Source organism: Saccharothrix variisporea (assembly GCF_003634995.1).
Classification (GTDB): domain Bacteria; phylum Actinomycetota; class Actinomycetes; order Mycobacteriales; family Pseudonocardiaceae; genus Actinosynnema; species Actinosynnema variisporeum.
The window spans coordinates 4,460,892-4,478,846 of the sequence record NZ_RBXR01000001.1; the positions used below are offsets into that span (position 1 = coordinate 4,460,892).

19 protein-coding genes and 1 tRNA gene are annotated in these 17,955 nt (G+C 72.1%); 7 read left to right on the forward strand and 13 right to left on the reverse strand.

Features of this window, described 5'->3' with window-relative positions; genetic code table 11:
* The first annotated feature begins 53 nt into the window (after positions 1-53).
* From pqqC to DFJ66_RS19820, 7 genes are read left to right on the forward strand one after another with little or no spacing between them, the layout of a single operon-like run.
* Positions 54-749 (forward strand): pyrroloquinoline-quinone synthase PqqC, encoded by a 696-nt coding sequence (pqqC, locus tag DFJ66_RS19790; RefSeq protein WP_121223149.1) that lies wholly within the window; start codon positions 54-56, stop codon positions 747-749.
* Entirely contained in the window at positions 746-1,015 is a 270-nt protein-coding gene (gene pqqD / locus DFJ66_RS19795) for a pyrroloquinoline quinone biosynthesis peptide chaperone PqqD (protein WP_121223151.1), read from the forward strand. Before pqqC ends, pqqD begins: the two co-directional genes overlap by 4 nt.
* Entirely contained in the window at positions 1,008-2,054 is a 1,047-nt protein-coding gene (gene pqqE, locus DFJ66_RS19800) for a pyrroloquinoline quinone biosynthesis protein PqqE (RefSeq protein WP_121223153.1), read from the forward strand. The genes pqqD and pqqE overlap by 8 nt, the downstream gene beginning before the upstream one ends.
* Positions 2,051-2,926, forward strand: coding sequence for a pyrroloquinoline quinone biosynthesis protein PqqB (gene pqqB / locus DFJ66_RS19805; protein ID WP_121223156.1), 876 nt, complete (start codon positions 2,051-2,053; stop codon positions 2,924-2,926). Before pqqE ends, pqqB begins: the two co-directional genes overlap by 4 nt.
* A 53-nt stretch (positions 2,927-2,979) precedes the next feature.
* The gene (locus DFJ66_RS19810) at positions 2,980-4,260 is read left to right on the forward strand and encodes a sensor histidine kinase (protein ID WP_121223158.1); all 1,281 of its coding nucleotides are present in this window, start codon (positions 2,980-2,982) and stop codon (positions 4,258-4,260) included.
* Entirely contained in the window at positions 4,212-4,859 is a 648-nt protein-coding gene (locus DFJ66_RS19815) for a LuxR C-terminal-related transcriptional regulator (protein WP_121223160.1), read from the forward strand. The genes DFJ66_RS19810 and DFJ66_RS19815 overlap by 49 nt, the downstream gene beginning before the upstream one ends.
* Positions 4,860-4,915: 56 nt before the next feature.
* Positions 4,916-6,547 (forward strand): DUF885 domain-containing protein, encoded by a 1,632-nt coding sequence (locus tag DFJ66_RS19820; RefSeq protein WP_121223162.1) that lies wholly within the window; start codon positions 4,916-4,918, stop codon positions 6,545-6,547.
* Between the two features lie 442 nt (positions 6,548-6,989).
* Here DFJ66_RS19820 and DFJ66_RS19825 read toward each other — a convergent pair.
* From DFJ66_RS19825 to DFJ66_RS19880, 13 genes are all read right to left on the reverse strand, one after another.
* Positions 6,990-7,063: transfer RNA gene (locus DFJ66_RS19825), tRNA-Leu, on the reverse strand.
* An 87-nt stretch (positions 7,064-7,150) separates the two neighbouring features.
* A complete protein-coding gene (locus DFJ66_RS19830; protein ID WP_121223164.1) occupies positions 7,151-8,221 on the reverse strand; it encodes a SagB/ThcOx family dehydrogenase in 1,071 nt (356 codons plus the stop codon).
* Entirely contained in the window at positions 8,202-9,320 is a 1,119-nt protein-coding gene (locus tag DFJ66_RS19835; protein WP_121223166.1) for an ATP-grasp domain-containing protein, read from the reverse strand. Before DFJ66_RS19835 ends, DFJ66_RS19830 begins: the two co-directional genes overlap by 20 nt.
* Positions 9,321-9,323: 3 nt before the next feature.
* Positions 9,324-9,446, reverse strand: coding sequence for a hypothetical protein (locus DFJ66_RS45055; protein WP_015098199.1), 123 nt, complete (start codon positions 9,444-9,446; stop codon positions 9,324-9,326).
* Between the two features lie 185 nt (positions 9,447-9,631).
* Positions 9,632-10,957, reverse strand: a complete 1,326-nt coding sequence (locus DFJ66_RS19840; protein WP_121223168.1) for an NAD(P)/FAD-dependent oxidoreductase — start codon at positions 10,955-10,957, stop codon at positions 9,632-9,634.
* A 182-nt stretch (positions 10,958-11,139) separates the two neighbouring features.
* Positions 11,140-11,649: a hypothetical protein gene (locus DFJ66_RS19845; RefSeq protein WP_147459309.1), complete on the reverse strand. Its 510-nt coding sequence runs from the start codon at positions 11,647-11,649 to the stop codon at positions 11,140-11,142.
* A complete protein-coding gene (locus tag DFJ66_RS19850; RefSeq protein WP_121223172.1) occupies positions 11,646-13,049 on the reverse strand; it encodes a DUF58 domain-containing protein in 1,404 nt (467 codons plus the stop codon). Before DFJ66_RS19850 ends, DFJ66_RS19845 begins: the two co-directional genes overlap by 4 nt.
* Positions 13,046-13,996: an AAA family ATPase gene (locus tag DFJ66_RS19855; RefSeq protein WP_121223174.1), complete on the reverse strand. Its 951-nt coding sequence runs from the start codon at positions 13,994-13,996 to the stop codon at positions 13,046-13,048. Before DFJ66_RS19855 ends, DFJ66_RS19850 begins: the two co-directional genes overlap by 4 nt.
* Positions 13,997-14,037: 41 nt before the next feature.
* The gene (locus DFJ66_RS19860; RefSeq protein ID WP_121223176.1) at positions 14,038-14,514 is read right to left on the reverse strand and encodes a hypothetical protein; all 477 of its coding nucleotides are present in this window, start codon (positions 14,512-14,514) and stop codon (positions 14,038-14,040) included.
* On the reverse strand, positions 14,511-15,182 hold the full coding sequence (locus tag DFJ66_RS19865; RefSeq protein ID WP_147459310.1) for a DUF4129 domain-containing protein: 672 nt from the start codon (positions 15,180-15,182) through the stop codon (positions 14,511-14,513). Before DFJ66_RS19865 ends, DFJ66_RS19860 begins: the two co-directional genes overlap by 4 nt.
* 40 nt (positions 15,183-15,222) lie before the next feature.
* Positions 15,223-16,062, reverse strand: coding sequence for a hypothetical protein (locus DFJ66_RS19870; RefSeq protein WP_121223180.1), 840 nt, complete (start codon positions 16,060-16,062; stop codon positions 15,223-15,225).
* Positions 16,059-17,171 (reverse strand): type IV toxin-antitoxin system AbiEi family antitoxin, encoded by a 1,113-nt coding sequence (locus tag DFJ66_RS19875; RefSeq protein WP_147459311.1) that lies wholly within the window; start codon positions 17,169-17,171, stop codon positions 16,059-16,061. Before DFJ66_RS19875 ends, DFJ66_RS19870 begins: the two co-directional genes overlap by 4 nt.
* A gap of 55 nt (positions 17,172-17,226) precedes the next feature.
* A complete protein-coding gene (locus tag DFJ66_RS19880; protein ID WP_121223184.1) occupies positions 17,227-17,931 on the reverse strand; it encodes a uracil-DNA glycosylase in 705 nt (234 codons plus the stop codon).
* Positions 17,932-17,955: the final 24 nt, after the last annotated feature.

Sequence of the window (17,955 nt, forward strand, 5' to 3'; positions counted from 1 at the left end):
TGGCTCCGGGTCGCCGCCACCGGGGTCACGCGGAGCCTTTGGAGGCGCAAGCGATGTCCGATGCTTGGTCGGCCGAGGAGTTCACCGCGCGGCTGCGCGAGCTTCGCACTCGGTACTGGGACTCCCACCCGTTCCACCTGCGGATGCACGCGGGCACGCTCACCAAGGACGAGCTGCGGTCGTGGGCGGCGAACCGGTGGTACTACCAGCGCTGCATCCCGCGCAAGGACGCGGCGATCCTCGCCAACTGCCCGGACCCCGACGTCCGGCGGGTGTGGCGCGAGCGGATCGTCTGGCACGACGGGACGAAACCCGGCGAGGGCGGCGCGGAGAACTGGCTGCGGATGGCCGAAGCGCTGGGCCTGTCCCGGGACGAGGTGCTCGACGAGCGGCACGTGCTGCCCGGCGTGCGGTTCGCGGTGGACGCCTACGTCACCTTCGCCCGCACCAGGCCGTGGGTCGAGGCGGTGGCGTCCGGCCTGACCGAGATGTTCTCGCACGGCCTGATGTCCCGGCGGTTGGCGGACATGCGGGCGCGGTACCCCTGGATCGCCGAGGAGGGCTTCGCCTACTTCACCGCGCGGCTGGCCGTCGTCTCGGGTGAAGGACGGTCCACATTGGACCTGGTGGTGCGCAACTGCCCCACCAGGGAGCGGCAGGAGGCGGCGGTGGCCGCCTTGGCGTTCAAGTGCGACGTGCTGCGGGCGATCCTCGACACCGTCGACTACTACTCGGGGACGAGACCATGAGCGACCTCTTCACCACGCCGAGGCTCGGCAAGGGCGTGAAGACGGCTTACGACCAGACCAGGGGCAGCCACGTCGTGCTGTTCCCGGAAGGCGTGCTGGTGCTCAACGAGACCGCCGCCGCCGTCGTGGGCATGTGCGACGGCCGCACCACCATCGCGGAGATGGCGGAGAAGCTGGCCGAGGACTTCGACGGCGTGCGCGTGGACGACGTGGCCGAGCTGGTCACCCGGCTGGCCGCGCGGAGGGTGGTGGTGACCGGTGGCTGAACCGCCGTTCGGGCTGCTCGCCGAACTGACCCACCGCTGCCCGCTGCGCTGCGGCTACTGCTCCAACCCGCTGGAACTGGTGCGCCGGGAGGCCGAGCTGTCCACGGCCGAGTGGCGGGACGTGTTCGACCAGGCGCGGGCGTTGGGCGTGCTCCAGTTCCACTTGTCCGGCGGGGAACCGTTGGCGCGCAAGGACTTATCCGAGCTGGCCGCGCACGCGAGCGGGCTGGGGGCGTACGTCAACCTGGTGACCAGCGGGTTGGGGCTGACCGAGGAGCGGTTGGCGTGGGTGGACCACGTCCAGCTGTCGGTGCAGGACGCCGACCCGGCGAACGCCGACCGGATCGCGGGGGTGCGCGGGTTCGCGGCGAAGGTGCGGGCGGCGAAGGTGGTCAAGGACGCCGGGCTGCCGCTGACCGTGAACGTGGTGCTGCACCGGCAGAACCTGGATCGGGTGGCGGAGCTCGTGCGGTTGGCCGAGGAGATGGGCGCGGACCGGCTGGAGCTGGCCAACACCCAGTACTACGGCTGGGCGTTGCGCAACCAGGCGGCGCTGCTGCCGACCCGCGACCAGCTGCGGCGGGCGGACGAGGTCGTGCGGGAGGCGAAGAGCCGGTCGGACCTGGAGATCGTGTACGTGATCGCGGACTACCACGAGGCCCACCCGAAGCCGTGCATGCACGGGTGGGGCGCGCGGCAGCTCACGGTGGCCCCGGACGGCGGTGTCCTGCCGTGCCCGGCGGCGTCGGTCATCGAGGGGTTGGCGGTCGAGAACGTGCGGTCCCGGTCGTTGCGGGAGATCTGGCACGACTCGGTGTCGTTCAACGCCTTCCGCGGTTTCGACTGGATGGGCGAGCCGTGCCGGTCGTGCCCGCGGCGGGAGGTGGACTTCGGCGGGTGCCGGTGCCAGGCCTTCCAACTGACCGGGAACGCCGCCAACACCGACCCGGTGTGCTCGCTGTCCCCGCACCGCGGCCTGGTCGACCTGGCCCTGCGGCAACCGGCGGGTTCGTCGGTGCCCCGGGAGGTGGCGCGGTGAAGGTGGTCCTGCTCGGCACGGCCGCCGGTGGTGGCGTGCCCCAGTGGAACTGCGCGTGCGAGCCGTGCACGAAGGTCAGGCGGGGTGAACTGTCGCCGCGCACCCAGGACGGTCTGGCGGTCAGCGGTGACGGGCGGACGTGGTGGTTGGTGAACGCCTCCCCCGACCTGCGCTTCCAACTCGCCGCCACCCCGTGCCTGCACCCCGGCCCCGGTCCGCGCGACACGCCCGTCGGTGGTGTCCTGCTGACCGATGCCGAACTCGACCACACCTTGGGGCTGCTCACGTTGCGGGGTGCTGAAGGCCTGCGGGTGCACGCGCCGGCGACCGTGCTGCACGCGTTGGCCGGGACGCGGGCGGTGCTGGGCGAGTACGCCGAGTGGCGGTGGCGGCAGGTGGAGCCGGAGCAGACGTTCGTGCTGGCCGGGGGCTTGGAGGTGACGGCGTTCCCGGTGAGCGGCAAGCGTCCGCGGTACGTCGGCGAGTCCATTGTGGAGGGTCACTGGGTGGTGGCTTACCGCCTGCACGACCCGCGCACCGGGGGGATCGTGCTGTACGCGCCGTGCTTGGCGGGGTGGCCGCTGGGGTTCGACGACCTGGTGGCGGAGGCGGATGTGGTGCTGCTGGACGGGACGTTCTACGCGCCTTCGGAGATGGGGGCGGCGACCGGGCGCGGGGGTGGGCAGGCTGCCATGGGGCATCTGCCGATCACGCATACGTTGCCGGAGTTGCGGCGGCATCCGCATGTGCGGCGGGTGTACACGCATCTGAACAACACGAATCCGGTGCTGGATCCGGAGTCGGCCGAGCACGCCAAGTTGCGGGAGGCCGGGGTGGAGGTGCTGCCGGACGGGGCTTTGATCGAAGTCTGATCGGGGGGTTAAACCCACCGCTTCCACCCAGGCGACCGACGACAATCGTCCCCATGACGGATCACGACCTCGTGCGCGGCGCGGCCTCGCGGCTCAGGACTGCCGGGCTCGCGTTCGCGCGGGTGCCGATGTGCTTGATCGGCCTGCCGCTGATCCCGCTCCAGCTCTACACCTACCCGCTGATCCTGGTGACGGTCGGCGTGCCGATGCTCCTCCTCACCACCGCCCTCGCCCGCCGCTACACCACCTTCCACCGCTGGTGGGCCGGGAAGGTCCTGGGCGAGCCGATCCCGCTCCCCTACCGCAAGCCCGCCAACCGCGGCCCGATGACCCGCGTCCGGACCATCGCCACCGACCCCGCCACCTGGCGCGACATGGCCTTCCTGCCCCTCAACGCGATCGTGGGCGTCCTCTGCGGCGTCCTCCCCGTCGCGCTCTGGCTGGGCGGGCTCACCGGGCTCCTCTCGCCGCTGATCTGGCTCGCGGGCGGGACGGACCTGGAGTTCAACGGGCTGGACCCGGCCACGCCGGGCAGCTGGTTCCTGGCACCGCTCCTGGGCGCCCTCTACCTGCTCCTCGCCTGGTGGGCCACCGAACGGATCGTGCGGGTGCACGCGGTGTTCGTGCGCAAGATGCTCGCGCCCAGCGCGACCGAGGCGTTGACGCACCGGGTGCAGGAGCTGGCCGACTCGCGGGCCGACACGGTGGACGCGCAGGCGGCCGAGTTGCGGCGGATCGAGCGGGACCTGCACGACGGGGCGCAGGCCCGGCTCGTCGCGCTCGGGATGAGCCTGGGGATGGCCGAGGAGTTGCTGGCGCGGGACCCGGAGGCGGCGCGGGACCTGTTGTCCGAGGCGCGGCAGTCGTCCTCCCTCGCCCTTGCGGAGCTGCGGGACCTGGTGCGGGGCATCCACCCGCCCGTGCTGGCCGACCGCGGGCTGGAGGGGGCGTTGAAGGCGTTGGCGCTGGCGCACCCGTTGCCGGTCGAGGTGGACGTGGTGCTGCCCGGTCGCCCGGAGGCGCCGGTGGAGTCCGCCGCGTACTTCGCGGTCGCCGAGACGTTGACCAACGTGGCCAAGCACAGCGGCGCGACCAGTGCGTGGGTGCGGGTCCGGCACGAGAACGGGCGGCTCGCGCTGATGATCGGCGACAACGGTCGCGGGGGCGCGGAGCCGACCGAGAACGGCGGACTGCGCGGAATCGAGCGCAGACTGGGCGCGTTTGACGGCACACTCGGCATCGCGAGCCCGATGGGCGGGCCCACGATCGTCACGATGGAGCTGCCGTGCGCGTTGTCCTCGGAGAAGACCTCGTCCTCCTCAGGGACGGCCTGATCCGGCTGCTCCAGGCCTACGACTTCGACGTCGTGGAGGCGGTCGACACCGGTCCCGCCCTGCTCAAGGCCCTCGTCGACCACCGCCCGGACGTGGCGGTGGTCGACGTGCGCCTGCCGCCGACCTTCACCGACGAGGGGTTGCGCGCGGCGATCGAGGCGCGCAAGCAGGTGCCCGGCCTGCCCGTCCTCGTCCTGTCGCAGTACGTGGAGCAGCTCTACGCGCGCGAACTGCTGTCCGACCGGGGTGGCGGTGTCGGCTACCTGCTCAAGGACCGCGTGTCGGACGTCAAGCAGTTCGTGGACGCCATCCGGCGGGTCGCGGCCGGCGGCACCGCGATGGACCCCGAGGTCATCTCCCAACTGCTGACCCGCGGCGACCGCGACCGCCCGCTGACCACCCTCACCCCGCGCGAGCGGGAAGTGCTGGGGCTGATGGCCGAAGGCCGCTCCAACGCCGCGATCGCCGCCCGCATGGTCGTCACGGAGAAAGCGGTCGGCAAACACATCGCCAACATCTTCGGCAAGCTGGGGCTGCCGTTGTCCGAAGACGACAACCGGCGGGTGCTGGCGGTGCTCGCCTATTTGGACCGGCTCTAGTCGTTATTTAGGCTAAGTAGCAAGTTGCTTTCCCAACCGACGCCCGGGGGCCGCACGTGGACACGACAGCCGCACTCGCCGAAGAACTGCTCGACCTCATGTCCCGCCTGTCCCCCTTGGGTGCGACGGTGTTCGGGCTGCCCGGTTACGACCACCTCCTCACCGACCACACGCCGGAGGCCGAGGAATCGTCCCGGGCGAAGGCTGTGGACATCGCCGCCCGCGCCCGCGCGCTCCCGGACACCGACGACCCGGTGACCCGCGCGGTGGTGGTCCAGCAGGCCGAGGCGACCGTGGACCTGATCGACGCGAAGGCCGTCGAGTACACGATCACCGACTCGTTCTTCGCGCCCGCGGGCGAACTGCTCAACGTCATGCCGATGACCGTGGTGAAGACGGCCGAGCAGGAGCAGGACTACCTCAGGCGCCTGGCCGCGATCCCGGCGTTCCTGCGGGTGGTCGGCGAGCGGCAGGTGGCCGGCGCGGCGGCCGGGCGGACCCCGGTGGCGCACCTGCGGGACAACGCCGTCGCCTACCTGGACCGCTACCTGGCGGCGGCGGACGACGCGTTCGCCCGGGTCTCCGGCAGCGACGCCTTCAACGCCGCCCGCGACGAACTGATCGCGGCCGAGGTGCGGCCCGCGTTCGCGGCGTACCGGGACGTGATCGCGGGCCTGGAGGGCCGTCCGCTGGATCGCGTCGGCCTGTGCCGGCTGCCCGAGGGGGAGGCCGTGTACGCGGGCCTGGCGCGGGTGCACACCAGCACCCAGCGCACGCCCAAGGAGCTACACCAGACCGGCCTGGACCTGATGGCGGCCCTGGCCGAGGAGTACGCCGAGATCGGCGAGCGGGTGTTCGGGACGCGGGACGTGCCCACGATCTTCGAGCGGATGCGCACCGACCCGGCGCTGCGGTGGAACTCCGAGGAGGAGCTGATCACGGCCGCGCGCGCGGCCGTCGTGCGCGCCGAGGAGGCCGCGCCGGCGTGGTTCGGGCGCATCCCGTCGAAGCGGTGCCTGGTCGAGCCCGTGCCCGCCGTGGACGCACCGGGTGCCCCGACCGCCTACTACGCGCCGCCGGCGATGGACGGCACGCGCGAGGGGACCTACTACGCCAACACGCACCGGGTGGAGGAGCGGTTCCGGTACCAGGCGGAGGCGATCGCGTTCCACGAGGCCGTGCCGGGCCACCACTTCCAGATCGTGCTGGCGCAGGAGCTGACCGACCTGCCGATGCTGCGCCGGGTCGCCACGGTGACCGGGTACCTGGAGGGCTGGGGCCTGTACTGCGAGCGGCTGGCCGACGAGATGGGCCTGTACTCCGACGACGTGGCCCGGCTCGGCATGCTGGCGATGGATTCGATGCGCGCCGGTCGGCTGGTCGTGGACACCGGGTTGCACGCTCACGGGTGGAGCCGGGCGCAGGCGGTGGCGTACCTGACCGAGAACACGCCGCTGGCGCCGGTGGAGATCGCGTCGGAGGTGGACCGGTACATCGCGGCGCCGGGGCAGGCGCTGTCGTACATGGTGGGCCGGCTGGAGATCCAGCGGATCCGGGCGGCGGCGGAGCAGGCACTGGGCGACCGCTTCGACATCCGGGCCTTCCACGACCTGGTGCTGGGCGGCGGCCCGCTGCCGCTGGCGGTGCTGGACGAGGTCGTGCGCGACTGGGTCTCGGCGCAGGGCTGATCGGCACAGCCGCGCAGGCTGGCACGGCGGAAGGCTCGGCGCAGGCTCGGCACGGCGGGAGGCTCGGCGCGGAGTCAGCGCGGCGGGAGGCTCGGCGGGCGCGGGCGCGGTGCGGCGCGGGCACGGTGCGGCGCGGGCACGGCGGGGCGCGGGCACGGTGCGGCGCGGGCGCGGCGGGGCGCGGGCGCGGCGGGGCGCGGTGCGGGCGCGGCGGCATGGGCTTGGCGGCGGGGCCGGCGGGCGCGGAGTGCGGCGAGGCCGGCGGGCGCGGAGCGCGGTGGCGCGGGCCCGGCGGGGGGCGCGGGGCGGGGCGGGCGATGTGGGGTCGGCGGGGTTGCGGTGGCCGGGTGGGAGTCCCACCCGGCCGGCCGGTGGAAACCGAGCCTTCGACACAAAGCTTGATCACCCGATGATCGGGTGACAACGAAGGTCGCAGCGGACGTGCCCCCGACGGGATTCGAACCCGTACTGTGACTCTTTTAAGGAGCCTGCCTCTACCGGTTGGGCTACGGGGGCAGCGGCGAGCCTAAGCGGTTACCGAGCGTTCGTGGGGCTGGTTCGTCACAAGTCCCCCACACGGCTCAATGCCAACCGTTATTGCGCTCATTCGGGTAATGGACCCACCGCGCTCATCCCGAGTACGACTTCGTGATAAGCGTCACATCCGAGAGCTTGTTCGACGAGTTCATCCCGCAATGCTGCGGTGAAGCCGATACCAAATCCCATTGCGGTAGCCACCAAATACGCGGTTTGCGACAGGTGGCCCACATCCATTTGAACCACCCGGTACGCACGGGAAGTGTCATACCGCCACCGGGTCCGTTCCAACACCGCCGTGTAGGCGAGCACCAACGGCGCCTCACCCACCCACGCCTGGTCGCCCGCCGCCTCCGCCATCTCCGCCGGCGTCCACGAGACACCCAGCGGCTCCAGCGCGTGCGCCGAACCGTCGTAGTGGTGCCACCCGTCCCCCAGGCCCTCGACCCCGCGCACGTGCGCGTAGATCTCGACGGGGTGCCTACCCCCTCCGGACGGGCTGGTCTTGAACACCGTCCCCGTCCGCCCGATCCGCGACCGGACCGGCGACGGCGCCCCCAGCACGGCCAGCAGCTCGCCCACCCGGTCCAAGGGGACCGGACCGGGGCCGAACTCGCGGGACGTGCGGCGGGATAGCAGGACGTCCATCAGCCCCGCCGCGCCCCACGACGGGTCCGCCGGCAACGCGGGCAGCGGCACCACCGGGCCGCCGAGGCTGCGGAACGGCGCGGGTGCCGGGTCGCGGGTCAGCTTCTCGTCCAGCAGGGCGTCGTGCTCGTCCGAGCCCTGGTAGGGGGCGTCACCCAACGTCCGGCTGGCGAAGTGGAAGTGCCGTGCCGACGCGCCCCACGCCCGCCACCCGGACAGCATCCGGCGCTCCGCGTCGTGCTCGGGCGACCCCTCGACGACCAGCACGCCCGCCTCGACCAGCTCGTCCAGCACCTTGCGCAGCGCTGCCCGGTCCGCCTCGCCGAGGGGTGCGAGCAGCTCGTCCACGTCGGTGAACTCGGTGAACTTGCGGCACAGCAGCTCGGCGGTCTCGCTGATCGCGAACTGCCGGTGGTGGAGGTAGTCGTCCCACACCACGGTGCCGTCCTGGTAGAACAGCGCCGCGTGCTCAGCGACCTTTACCCGCACCCATCAGCTCCTTGAAACGCGCCGCCACCCACTCGTGCACGGCCTCGGACACCCGCTCGTCCTGCGCCCGGTGCTCGAACCAGCGCCAGTCGCAGTTGACGTTGACCTCCAGGAACACGTGGTCGCCGCCGGAGACGAGGAGGTCGAAGGCGGCGACCTGCAAGCGCCAGTGCCGGGCTAAGGCCAGTAGCCGGTCCGACAGCCGCGCGGGCACCTCGACGGGCGTGACCTGGACCGCCTCCGGGTCGACCCACAGCTGCGCGGGGTCCAGCTTGTCCACCTGGAACGCCAGGGTCTGCTCGCCGACGACGAACACGCGCAGCTCCGTCTCGGAGGGCACGTACTCCTGCACGATGACCGGCGCGGACTCGGGGACGTCGCCGGAGCGGCTGGTCTCCAGCGGACGCGGGAACAGGCCGTGCTGCATCCCGGGGCGGGGTTCGAGCAGGTGGCGGCCGGTGGTCTTGACGATGCACCGCCCGCCGCCGGGCCGGGTGCGGCCGGGTCGGGTGGTCACCGCGGTGCGCGGGACGCGCAGACCGAAGGACGCCGCGTCGGACAGCTGGGTGAGCCGGTCGAGGTGGGCGGTGGCGCGGGCCGGGTTGACGTGCGCCCAGTCGCCGCGGGTGGACAGCCAGTTCGCGACCGCGCCCCACTGGTCCACGGCGTAGGCGCCGGCCAACGTGCCGGGTTCGACCTGGAGGGCGGAGAGCTCGAAGTGCCGGCGCCACACCAGCAGGGGCCGCAGCAGCCAGCGGTCCAGTTCCAGCAGGGGCGCGTCGGTGTAGACGGTGAGCGGCAGGTCGACGCAGCGGTCGGCGTCGATGCGGGCCAGGCGGATGCCGCGTTCGGCCAGGGCGATGGAGAGGGCGTTCATCTCCATGTCGGCGGCGCGGGCGAGGACCAGCACGCAGGGCACGGGGCTGCCGTCGCCCTCGTCGACCATGCCGAGGCGGTGCACCTGCTCCTGGAAGTCCAGGTTCTTGGCGGGCGACCGGAAGATGTAGTCCTGGCCCTGCAGCAGCAGTGGGGTGGGCTTCACGGGCCGGACGGCCTCGGGTGGGGGAACCAGGTCGCTCCCCCACCCGGAAGCGGTCATGACTCAGTCGTCTTTCTTGCTGCGAAAAACCTTTCCGGCGGTGGCGTACTCGGCGGCGTACTCCGCCAGCGCACGGTCCTCGATCTCACCGCGGCGAAGCTGTGCGGCCAGCTCCTCAAGCGACATCGCGGTCACCTCTCTCCCCACTGGCGCGTCACACTTTTGGTGGCGCACCAGTCGTAGTCTCGGGTTCACGTTACGCAATGTCAAGGTGACGCGCTGCCCATTACTCCTATTGGGGGCTCAAGTTACGAAACTGAGCCAGACGGGTGCTTGCCCACCACCACCAAACGGCGCAGTGGGCACCACACTCAGCTCTTGGTGGCCCGGTCGAACTCGGCCTTCGGCTCGTGGATCTGACCCAGCGCCACGACCTCGCGACCCGAGAACAACGCCTGCGTCCAGTCGACGAACACCCGGAACTTGCGGTTCACCGTAGGCATGAACATGACGTGGTAGCTGCGGTGCATGAACCAGGCCACAACACCCTTGAAACGCAGGCCGAACACGTCCGCAACACCCTTGTACAGGCCCAGGCCCGCGACGCTGCCGAGGTACTTGTGGAAGTAGTCCTTCGGCTTCTTCCCGCGCAGGGTGGCCACGATGTTCTTGGCCAGCAGCTTCGACTGCCGGATCGCGTGCTGCGCGTTGGGCACGCAGGTCGCGGTCGGGTCCTCCTCGGTGCGCGACAGGTCCGGCACGGCCGAGCAGTCGCCCGCCGCCCACACCCCGGGCAGACCGACGACCTGCATGGCCGCCGTGCACTGCACGCGACCGCGCGCGTCCAGCGGCAGGTCGGTGTTGCGCAGCATCGGGTTGGCCTTCATGCCGGCCGTCCAGATGATGGTGTCCGAGTCGAACTCGGTGCCGTCGTCGAGGACGACGTGGCCGTTCTCCATCGACTTGACGCGGGTGTCGAGGTAGCACTTGATGCCGCGCTTCTCCAGCTGCTGCACCGTGTACACGCCGAGCTTGGCGCTCACCTCGGGCATGATCCGGTTGGTCGCCTCGACCAGGACCCAGTGCATGTCCTCCTGGCGCAGGCCCTCGTAGTAGCGCAGCGCGTAGCGGGCCATGTCCTCCAGCTCCGCCAGCGTCTCGATGCCCGCGAAGCCGCCGCCGATGACGACGAAGCTCAGCAAGCGCTTGCGCAGCTCCGGGTCGTTGGTGCTGGCCGCCTGGTCCAGGCGCGACAGCACGTGGTTGCGCAGGTAGATCGCCTCGCCGATGGTCTTCATGCCGATGCCGACCTCGGGCAGGCCGGGGATCGGCAGGGTCCGCGAGATCGCGCCCAGGGCCGAGACCAGCACGTCGTACTCGTACTCGGCGACGTGGCCGTCGGCGAGCTCGACGGTGACCGCCTTGCGGGCGTGCTCGATCTTCGTGGCGCGGCCGGTGACGACGTGGCAGCGCTTGAGGACCTTGCGCAGGGGCACGACGACGTGGCGCGGCTCGATCGAGCCGGCCGCCGCCTCGGGCAGGAACGGCTGGTAGGTCATGTGGGGCTGTGGGTCGATGACCGTGACCGACGCCTCACCGGAACGCAGCTTCTTCTGCAATCCCAGCGCGGTGTACATGCCGACGTACCCACCGCCGACAATCACGATCCGTGTGGGTTGCGACTTCACAGCAGCCATACGCCTATGGTCGCACCGGAGGGTCGTTTCCGACGGCTCGTCAGGCCCCGTTGTGACCACGGTCGCCGGGTGATGAGCACCACGCACAGCGCTGACCTGCGACGGTGTCGCTCCTCGGGGTGAACGTGCTGAGAGGAACGATCCAGAAGCTCAGGTTCGGCTGAGTGTTCGAGACGCTTCTCTCAGCTCCGCCGGCGCAGCAGGACGACCGCGCCGACCACCAGTCCGGCCGCGCACGCCAGTCCGAACACCTCAACGGCGGCGTCCGTCCGGCCGCCCGGCAACAGGAGCACGAGACCCGCCAAAACGAGTACACCGGCCTGCACCAGGACGTACCTCACGGCGGCGCCACGCAGGGCAGACGGGTGAATGCGGCTCCGGGTCGGCACAAGCGCTGCGTAAGCGCAGAGCAGGTGCAGCAAATGCACCAACGCCACCAGCACGAGCACCGCCGGCCGCACCGGCTCGCCCCCGAGCACCACCAACGCGACCGGTGGATAGGCGACGAGGAGCGCGGCGGCGGCCGAAGCGGGAATGGCGGCGGCCACGGCCGTCAGACCGACGTACAACACCAATGGAGTAACCATCACTCCTTCGGCGTAAAGAACGCCGGCGGTCACCAAGCCGACCACCCCGATGGCCGCGCGGAACACCCATCCGGGCCACCCGCGACGCAATTCGACCGTCGTCATCTGCGCACTCCCGGTCGGGCGGCTTCACGGAGAACCGCCGAGATCGCCGCCGCCCGCGCGTCCCACGTCACCACGGCCACGCCATGCCGGCGCATGGCCTCCAAACGCACCTCGTGCTCCAGCCGCAGCACGTGCAGCGCGGCGGCGCCCCACGGCGTGTCCCGGTCCGGCAGGAGGTCCTTCGGGAGCACGTCCACCGCGAGCACCACATGTCCTCGGCGTGCCGCGTGCACGGACAGCTCCACCGCGTCGGCGTCGAGGAACGGCGACAGGACGACGACCAGCGCCCCGTGCGGCAACTGCTCCCGCCGCAGCACGGGCTTCTGCGCCCACCCCGCCGACCGCGCGCACACCACGAGCTGGTTGCGCAGCCGCAGCAGCTGCCGGCGTCCCGCGCCCGGCCGGACGGACAGCTGCGGCCGGCCCAAGTCCACCAGGCCGACCCGGTCCCCCTGCCGCAGGTACCCGGCCGCCAGCGACGCCGCCGCCCGCACCGCCAGGTCCAGGCTCCCGCCGGGTCGGGTGACGCGCCCCGCCCCGCCCAGGTCACCGCCTGCGTGCCGGCGCGCGTGGCGGCCCTTCCGGCGTTCCGCGCCGTCCCCGCCGGCTCCCTCCGGGGACGCCACCGACCACGAGCCGACGTCCCGGTCCACGTCGAACCGGGTGTCCAGGGCGAGCACGACGTCCGCGTCCGCCTCGGCGTGGTGCTCTCGGACGTGCAAGGTGCCCGCGCGCAGCGACACCCGCCAGTCCACGCGGCGCAGCCGGTCGCCCGGCTGGAACGCCCGGATGTCGCGCAGCTCCACCGAATCGCCCGGCCGCCGCGCCCGGTGCGCACCCACCAGGCCACGCGCCCGCGCGGGCAGCAGCCCGGCCGGCAGTTGGTGCACCGGCGGCAGGATCACCCGCCCGCGCTCGGCGCCGGTCACCGGCCCGAACACCAGCAGCCCGTCCGGGCCCGCCACCAGGTGGTCGGGCCGCAGGTCCACGCCCTCGCCCCAGGCGTCGCGGCGCAGCACCACCTCCACCGCGCGCGTCGACGCGGGCAGCAGGTGCACCGGGCCGAGGCCGGGACGGTCCACCGGCAGCCGGATCGCCACCACCTCGGCCCCGCCGCACGCGTCGACCTCGACCACGGACTTCGCCGCGCCGACCTCACCGGTGCGCGGCAGCCCGCGGACGTTGACGACCGGTTTCCCGCCGACCTTCGCGACCAGCGCGACCAGCGTCGAGATCAGCAGCGGCGCGCCGAACAGCACCAGCTCGACCCGGTGCAGCAGACCACCGACCACGACCAGCCCGACGCCGAGGGCCGCGCCGCGCACGAGCGCGTCCGTGGGGTGCCAGTGCGAGCCGCGCCCGCCGGTCAGGGCGTCCTTGATGCGCTCGCCGCGGGTCATGACCGGCTGCTGACCGGCCCGGGGACGCGGCCGAGCAGCTCGGTGACGACGTCCACGCCGGTCACCCCGGACGTCCACGTCTCCGGCCGCAGGGTGAGCCGGTGCGCCAGCGCCGGGACCGCGCACTCCTTGACGTCCTCGGGCAGCACGAAGTCCCGCCCGTCCAGCACCGCCAGCGCCCGCCCGACCAGCACCAGGGCCTGCGCGCCGCGCGGCGACGCCCCGACCTCGACGGCGGGGTGCGCGCGGGTGGCGGCGGCGAGGTCCACGCAGTAGCGCAGCACGTCCTCGTCCACGGCGACCTGCTCGACGCCCTGCTGGAGCTGGAGCAGCCGGTCGGTGTCCAGGACGGGTTCGACCTCGGTCTCCTCGCGCTGCCGGGCCAGGCGGCGGCGCAGCACCTCGACCTCCTCCTCCGGCGGCGGGTAGCCGATGTCCAGGCGGAGCAGGAACCGGTCCAGCTGCGCTTCGGGCAGCGGGTAGGTGCCCTCGTACTCGACCGGGTTGGCGGTGGCCAGCACGTGGAAGGGGCGCGGCAGCGGGAAGGTGCGGCCCTCGACCGTGACCTGGCGCTCCTGCATGGCCTCCAGCAGCGCGGACTGGGTCTTGGGCGGGGTGCGGTTGATCTCGTCGGCCAGCAGCAGGCCGGTGAACACCGGGCCGGCGCGGAAGTGGAAGTCCCGCTCGCCCGGGTCGTAGAGGAAGGAGCCGGTGACGTCGGCGGGCAGCAGGTCGGGCGTGCACTGGAGGCGCTTGAAGTCCAGCCGCAGCGCTTGCGCGAGCGACCGGGCCATCAGGGTCTTGCCCAAGCCGGGCACGTCCTCCAGCAGCACGTGGCCGCCGGCCAGGATCGCCGCCAACGCCAGCCGCAGCGACCGCTGCCTGCCGACGACGACGGTGCCGACGGCGTCGAGGACCGCCTTGGCCTCGATGCCGATACGGGTCACCGGCGCAGGGGTCACCGATGCGGGGGTGACGGGCGCAGGGGTCACAGGCGCTCCAACAGCTCGGCGAGCCTGGTGGGCTCGGGGAGGGTCGCCGCCGGGTCGGTGACCAGGCGGTGCAACTCGGGGCCGAGGACCGCGGCGGCGCGCGGGTCGGCGAGGTCGGGGACGTCGTGCCGCTGCCGCAGCCGGGCCTCGACCAGGCGGCGCAGGCGGGGCTGGACGCGCACGGCGAACCGGTCGTGGTCGACGGCGGCTTCGGCGAGGCGACTGGCGAGGGTGCTGGCGTGCGAGGTGGTCGCCGTGGACGGGGCGGCGGGCGGCGGCGCCCACACGACGTCCGTGGCCCGGGGCAGGCGGGCGGCCAGGACGCCCAGCGCGAGGACCGGGACGGCGACGATGACGGCCCAGTGCAGCGGCGCACCGACGCGGGTGAGCGTGAACGCCGTCGCGACTCCCGCCACGCCCCCGATCGCCACCGCCGCGCCCATGCCCAGGATCGGTTTCATCGGCTCGGTCATGCCCGGCTCCCGTCCAGGTCGCGCACGATGTGCTCCAGGGCCTCACGGGCGGTGCGGGCGTCGTCCTCGGTCACGTCGGCCGTCCCGAACCGCGCCCGCTGGTAGACCTTCCGCAGCGCACCGGTGGCTTGTTCGTCCACCCGGTACCGGGCGAGCAGCGCACCCGTGAACTCGGTGGGCGTCTGGTGCGGCAACCGAGCCGCCCCACTGCCCGCTGCCGCCTCCTCCAACCGCAGCCAGGCCCCCACCACGGCGTCCCGCGGCGGCCCTCCGACCCGCTCGCTCAGCCCTTCCAACGCCTCCCGGGCTCCCTGCACCAACAACTCCGGCGCCCGCCCGTCCGCCCCGTCCACCGCGTCGGCAACCACCCCCACCGCCGCCTCCCGCCGACGCCGCCACCGCGGCAACCCCAGCGAGAGCACCAGCCCGGCAAGCGCGATCACCACCATGGCGACCAGGACGACGGCCACGACCACCAGCGACCCGCCGACCACCGAGCCGTTCTCGGCGTCCTCAGCGACATCGGCAGGGGTCTTGGTGAAAACAGGCGCGGTGTCCGGCACCGACCCGATCGCGTCATACGGCACCGGCGAAGCCCCGCGCGCGGCCAGGGCGACGACGACCAGCGCCAGTCCCACCAGGAGCGCGAGAACAAGCCGTGGCCTCATGGCAAGAGGATGCCTGCCGAACTGCGCGAACGCCCGGCTTTCAGCGCAACAGTCCGATGACCTGGCCGTCCGCGAGCCCATCGGGCTCCAGGCTGTCCAGCACCTCCTCCACCAGCGCCACGACAGACGCCTTGATGACCTCGGGGTCCTCGAAGCCGGCTTCGGCTTGGGCGGCCAGGGAGGGCACGAGTCGATCCGGGTCCGTGCCGAGTTCACGCAAGGCGTCCACGGCCTTCCGCGTCACCCCTGCGGCCAGTTCGTTCGCCAACAGCCGGCCCAGGGTGGCCGCCAGATCACCCGGCTCGACCGCCCGCAACAGCCGGAGGACGTCGAGACCGTCCTTGGGCTTCAACCGCTTCGGGTTCTGTGCGCGCTCGCTGATCTTCACCACCTTCGAGACGAGCAGCGCCGCCGGTCCCGCCACGCGCACCGGGAACACTCGCGGATCTCGATCGTCCAGCGCGCCGATGTGCCGGAGGTCGTTGTCCACGATCGCCGCTTCCAGACCTTCGGTCCGGCGGAAGAAGTTGCCGTGCACCGGAACTTCGGCCGATCGCCGGCCTCGGCCGGAGCTGAGCGCCTCGGGCACCATCAGGTCGACCGCGACCCGTCCACGCCCCAGCCAGGTCCCCGGCTGCTCACCCCGCACGAACCCGGCACCGGTCATGGCGGACTCGATCAGCGGCTCGTGGGCCAGTAGACCAGGGGTCAGCAGCAGGTCGGCGTCCGTGGTGGTCGGCGCGGTGGCGAGGTCCGCGCTTCCGCTGTGGAGGTAGACGGCCTGCGCACCCACCAGCACGACGACCTCCCGGTGCGGCCCGAGCGCGTCCAACGCGTCCAGCAACACCGCTCGCGCCTTCACGTACTCAGGCGGCGTCATGACGCCCAGCCCTCCTCCACAGTCGCGAAAACCTCCATCAGTTGCTCTGCTTCCTCTGTCGAACGCCCCGGCCCGGTCAGGAGGTCGGCCACCACCTGCGCGGGTGGGGCGCACCGCAGACCACCGACCGTTCTGGCGCGCTCGCGGACCACATCGTCGTAGGGGCGCATGACCAGGACGTTGGACCCGCGCTCCACCCTCTTGAGCCGCAGCCGATCCATCAGACCGATCGGGTCGGCCGTGTAGAGGCTCAGCGACACCAACGGCGACACCGGCGTGACGTCGGCCGGCAGGTAGGCCCGGGCAGCGGCCGAACCCGTGAGCACCGCGTCCGGCTCGACCGCCGGAAGGGCCTTCAACGCGTGCTCGATCCCGCGGGGGTCGACCGAGGTTATGACTTCATTGGCCTTCATGACCTGGTAGTCGGCTGTCCAGCGCGTCACCAGGGCTCGTCTGCGCACCGCGATGACCGTTCCGTCGCTGCGCCGCCGGATCACGGCCTCCCGGTCGAGCAGGTCCAGGACCCTCGATCCGCTTGCCACGCTGACGCCCGCTCGGGCGGCGGCTTCGCGAACCCCCACCGGTGTGCCGGTCTCGCACAACGCCAGGACGATCCGAGCCGCGGCATGGCCTCGGAGCGACTTGAGAGTGCGATCCTCGGGATCGCGGACTTCGCTCCGGTCGGCACCGGTCCGGTCGATGAAGACCGCGGGTCGTTCCAGCGCCAGCCGCAGGTTGCCGGTCGGGTCGAACCACCCCATCCCGTGCCGTGCCAACTCGGCGCGGGTAGCCGGCGAGACGAACGACGTCACCAGCATGGCGTTCTTGGCCTGACCGCCCTGGACCCTCGCCACAAACGCCGCGGCGCGGGCTACATCCCTGGGGGCCGTGAAGGCCTTGGATTCGACCACCAAGTTCGCGACGGTTCCGTTCGGATCCTCGATCGTGATCTCGGCATCCGGCCGGAGGAGTCGCCCCTCGACCTCCCGCACCGGGGCGTAGTGGACCGTGAGCTGCCAAGCCTGCGGCAGGATCGACCGCAGGGCCTCGACAGCCGATGCGATCAACTCCGCCTCGGTCGTTCCACGATTCGCACTGTTCCGGGCCACGCGGAACAGTATGTTTTGCGGAACACCCGTATGTCTAGCTGCGCAAATGACACGATCAGGTGATGATCCCCGCCGCTTGGGCCGCACGGTGGAGCACGTCCTGAAGCATCGCCGGGGTCAGGCGGCCGGTGAAGGTGTTGTGCGGGCTCACGTGGTAGCTGCCGAACAGGTGCAACGGGGGACCGTCGTCCTGCGCGGGCAGGGTGTACGTGGTGCCGTGGCCGAAGGTCGGGCGGGGGCGGGGGACCTGCCAGCACGACGCCAGCACCGGCAGCAGGGCCTGCCAGCCGAAACCGCCCAGCACCACCACCGCGCGCAGGGTCGGGCGCAGCAGTTCCAGTTCCGAGATCAGCCACGGCCGACAGTTGTCGCGCTCCTCGGCGGTCGGCTTGTTCTCCGGGGGTGCGCACTTCACCGGGGCCGTGATCCGCGTGCCGTACAGCTCCAGGCCGTCACCCCGCCGCACGGACGTCGGCTGGGACGCCAACCCCACCGCGTGCAGGGCCGCGTACAGGAAGTCGCCGGACGGGTCGCCGGTGAACATGCGGCCGGTCCGGTTGCCGCCGTGCGCGGCCGGGGCCAGGCCCACCAGGGCCAGGCGGGCGTCCGGAGGGCCGAAGCCGGGCACCGGGCGCGCCCAGTACTCCTCGTCGGCGAACGCGGCCCGCTTGACCCGCGCCACCTCCTCGCGCCACGCCACCAGCCGCGGGCACGCGCGGCACGTGACCACCTGGCGGTCCAGCTCGGAAAGGCTGCGCATCGACCCGTGCCCCAACCGTAGAGT

Coding starts and splice junctions, on each gene's coding strand:
- DFJ66_RS19880 (WP_121223184.1), bottom strand. CDS start 17,931: ATGCGCAGCCTTTCCGAGCTGGACCGCCAGGTGGTCACGTGCCGCGCG.
- DFJ66_RS19860 (WP_121223176.1), bottom strand. CDS start 14,514: ATGACCGAGCCGATGAAACCGATCCTGGGCATGGGCGCGGCGGTGGCG.
- pqqC (WP_121223149.1), top strand. CDS start 54: ATGTCCGATGCTTGGTCGGCCGAGGAGTTCACCGCGCGGCTGCGCGAG.
- DFJ66_RS45055 (WP_015098199.1), bottom strand. CDS start 9,446: ATGTCGCTTGAGGAGCTGGCCGCACAGCTTCGCCGCGGTGAGATCGAG.
- DFJ66_RS19835 (WP_121223166.1), bottom strand. CDS start 9,320: ATGACCGCTTCCGGGTGGGGGAGCGACCTGGTTCCCCCACCCGAGGCC.
- DFJ66_RS19870 (WP_121223180.1), bottom strand. CDS start 16,062: ATGACGCCGCCTGAGTACGTGAAGGCGCGAGCGGTGTTGCTGGACGCG.
- DFJ66_RS19810 (WP_121223158.1), top strand. CDS start 2,980: ATGACGGATCACGACCTCGTGCGCGGCGCGGCCTCGCGGCTCAGGACT.
- pqqD (WP_121223151.1), top strand. CDS start 746: ATGAGCGACCTCTTCACCACGCCGAGGCTCGGCAAGGGCGTGAAGACG.
- DFJ66_RS19845 (WP_147459309.1), bottom strand. CDS start 11,649: ATGACGACGGTCGAATTGCGTCGCGGGTGGCCCGGATGGGTGTTCCGC.
- DFJ66_RS19840 (WP_121223168.1), bottom strand. CDS start 10,957: ATGGCTGCTGTGAAGTCGCAACCCACACGGATCGTGATTGTCGGCGGT.
- DFJ66_RS19865 (WP_147459310.1), bottom strand. CDS start 15,182: ATGAGGCCACGGCTTGTTCTCGCGCTCCTGGTGGGACTGGCGCTGGTC.
- DFJ66_RS19850 (WP_121223172.1), bottom strand. CDS start 13,049: ATGACCCGCGGCGAGCGCATCAAGGACGCCCTGACCGGCGGGCGCGGC.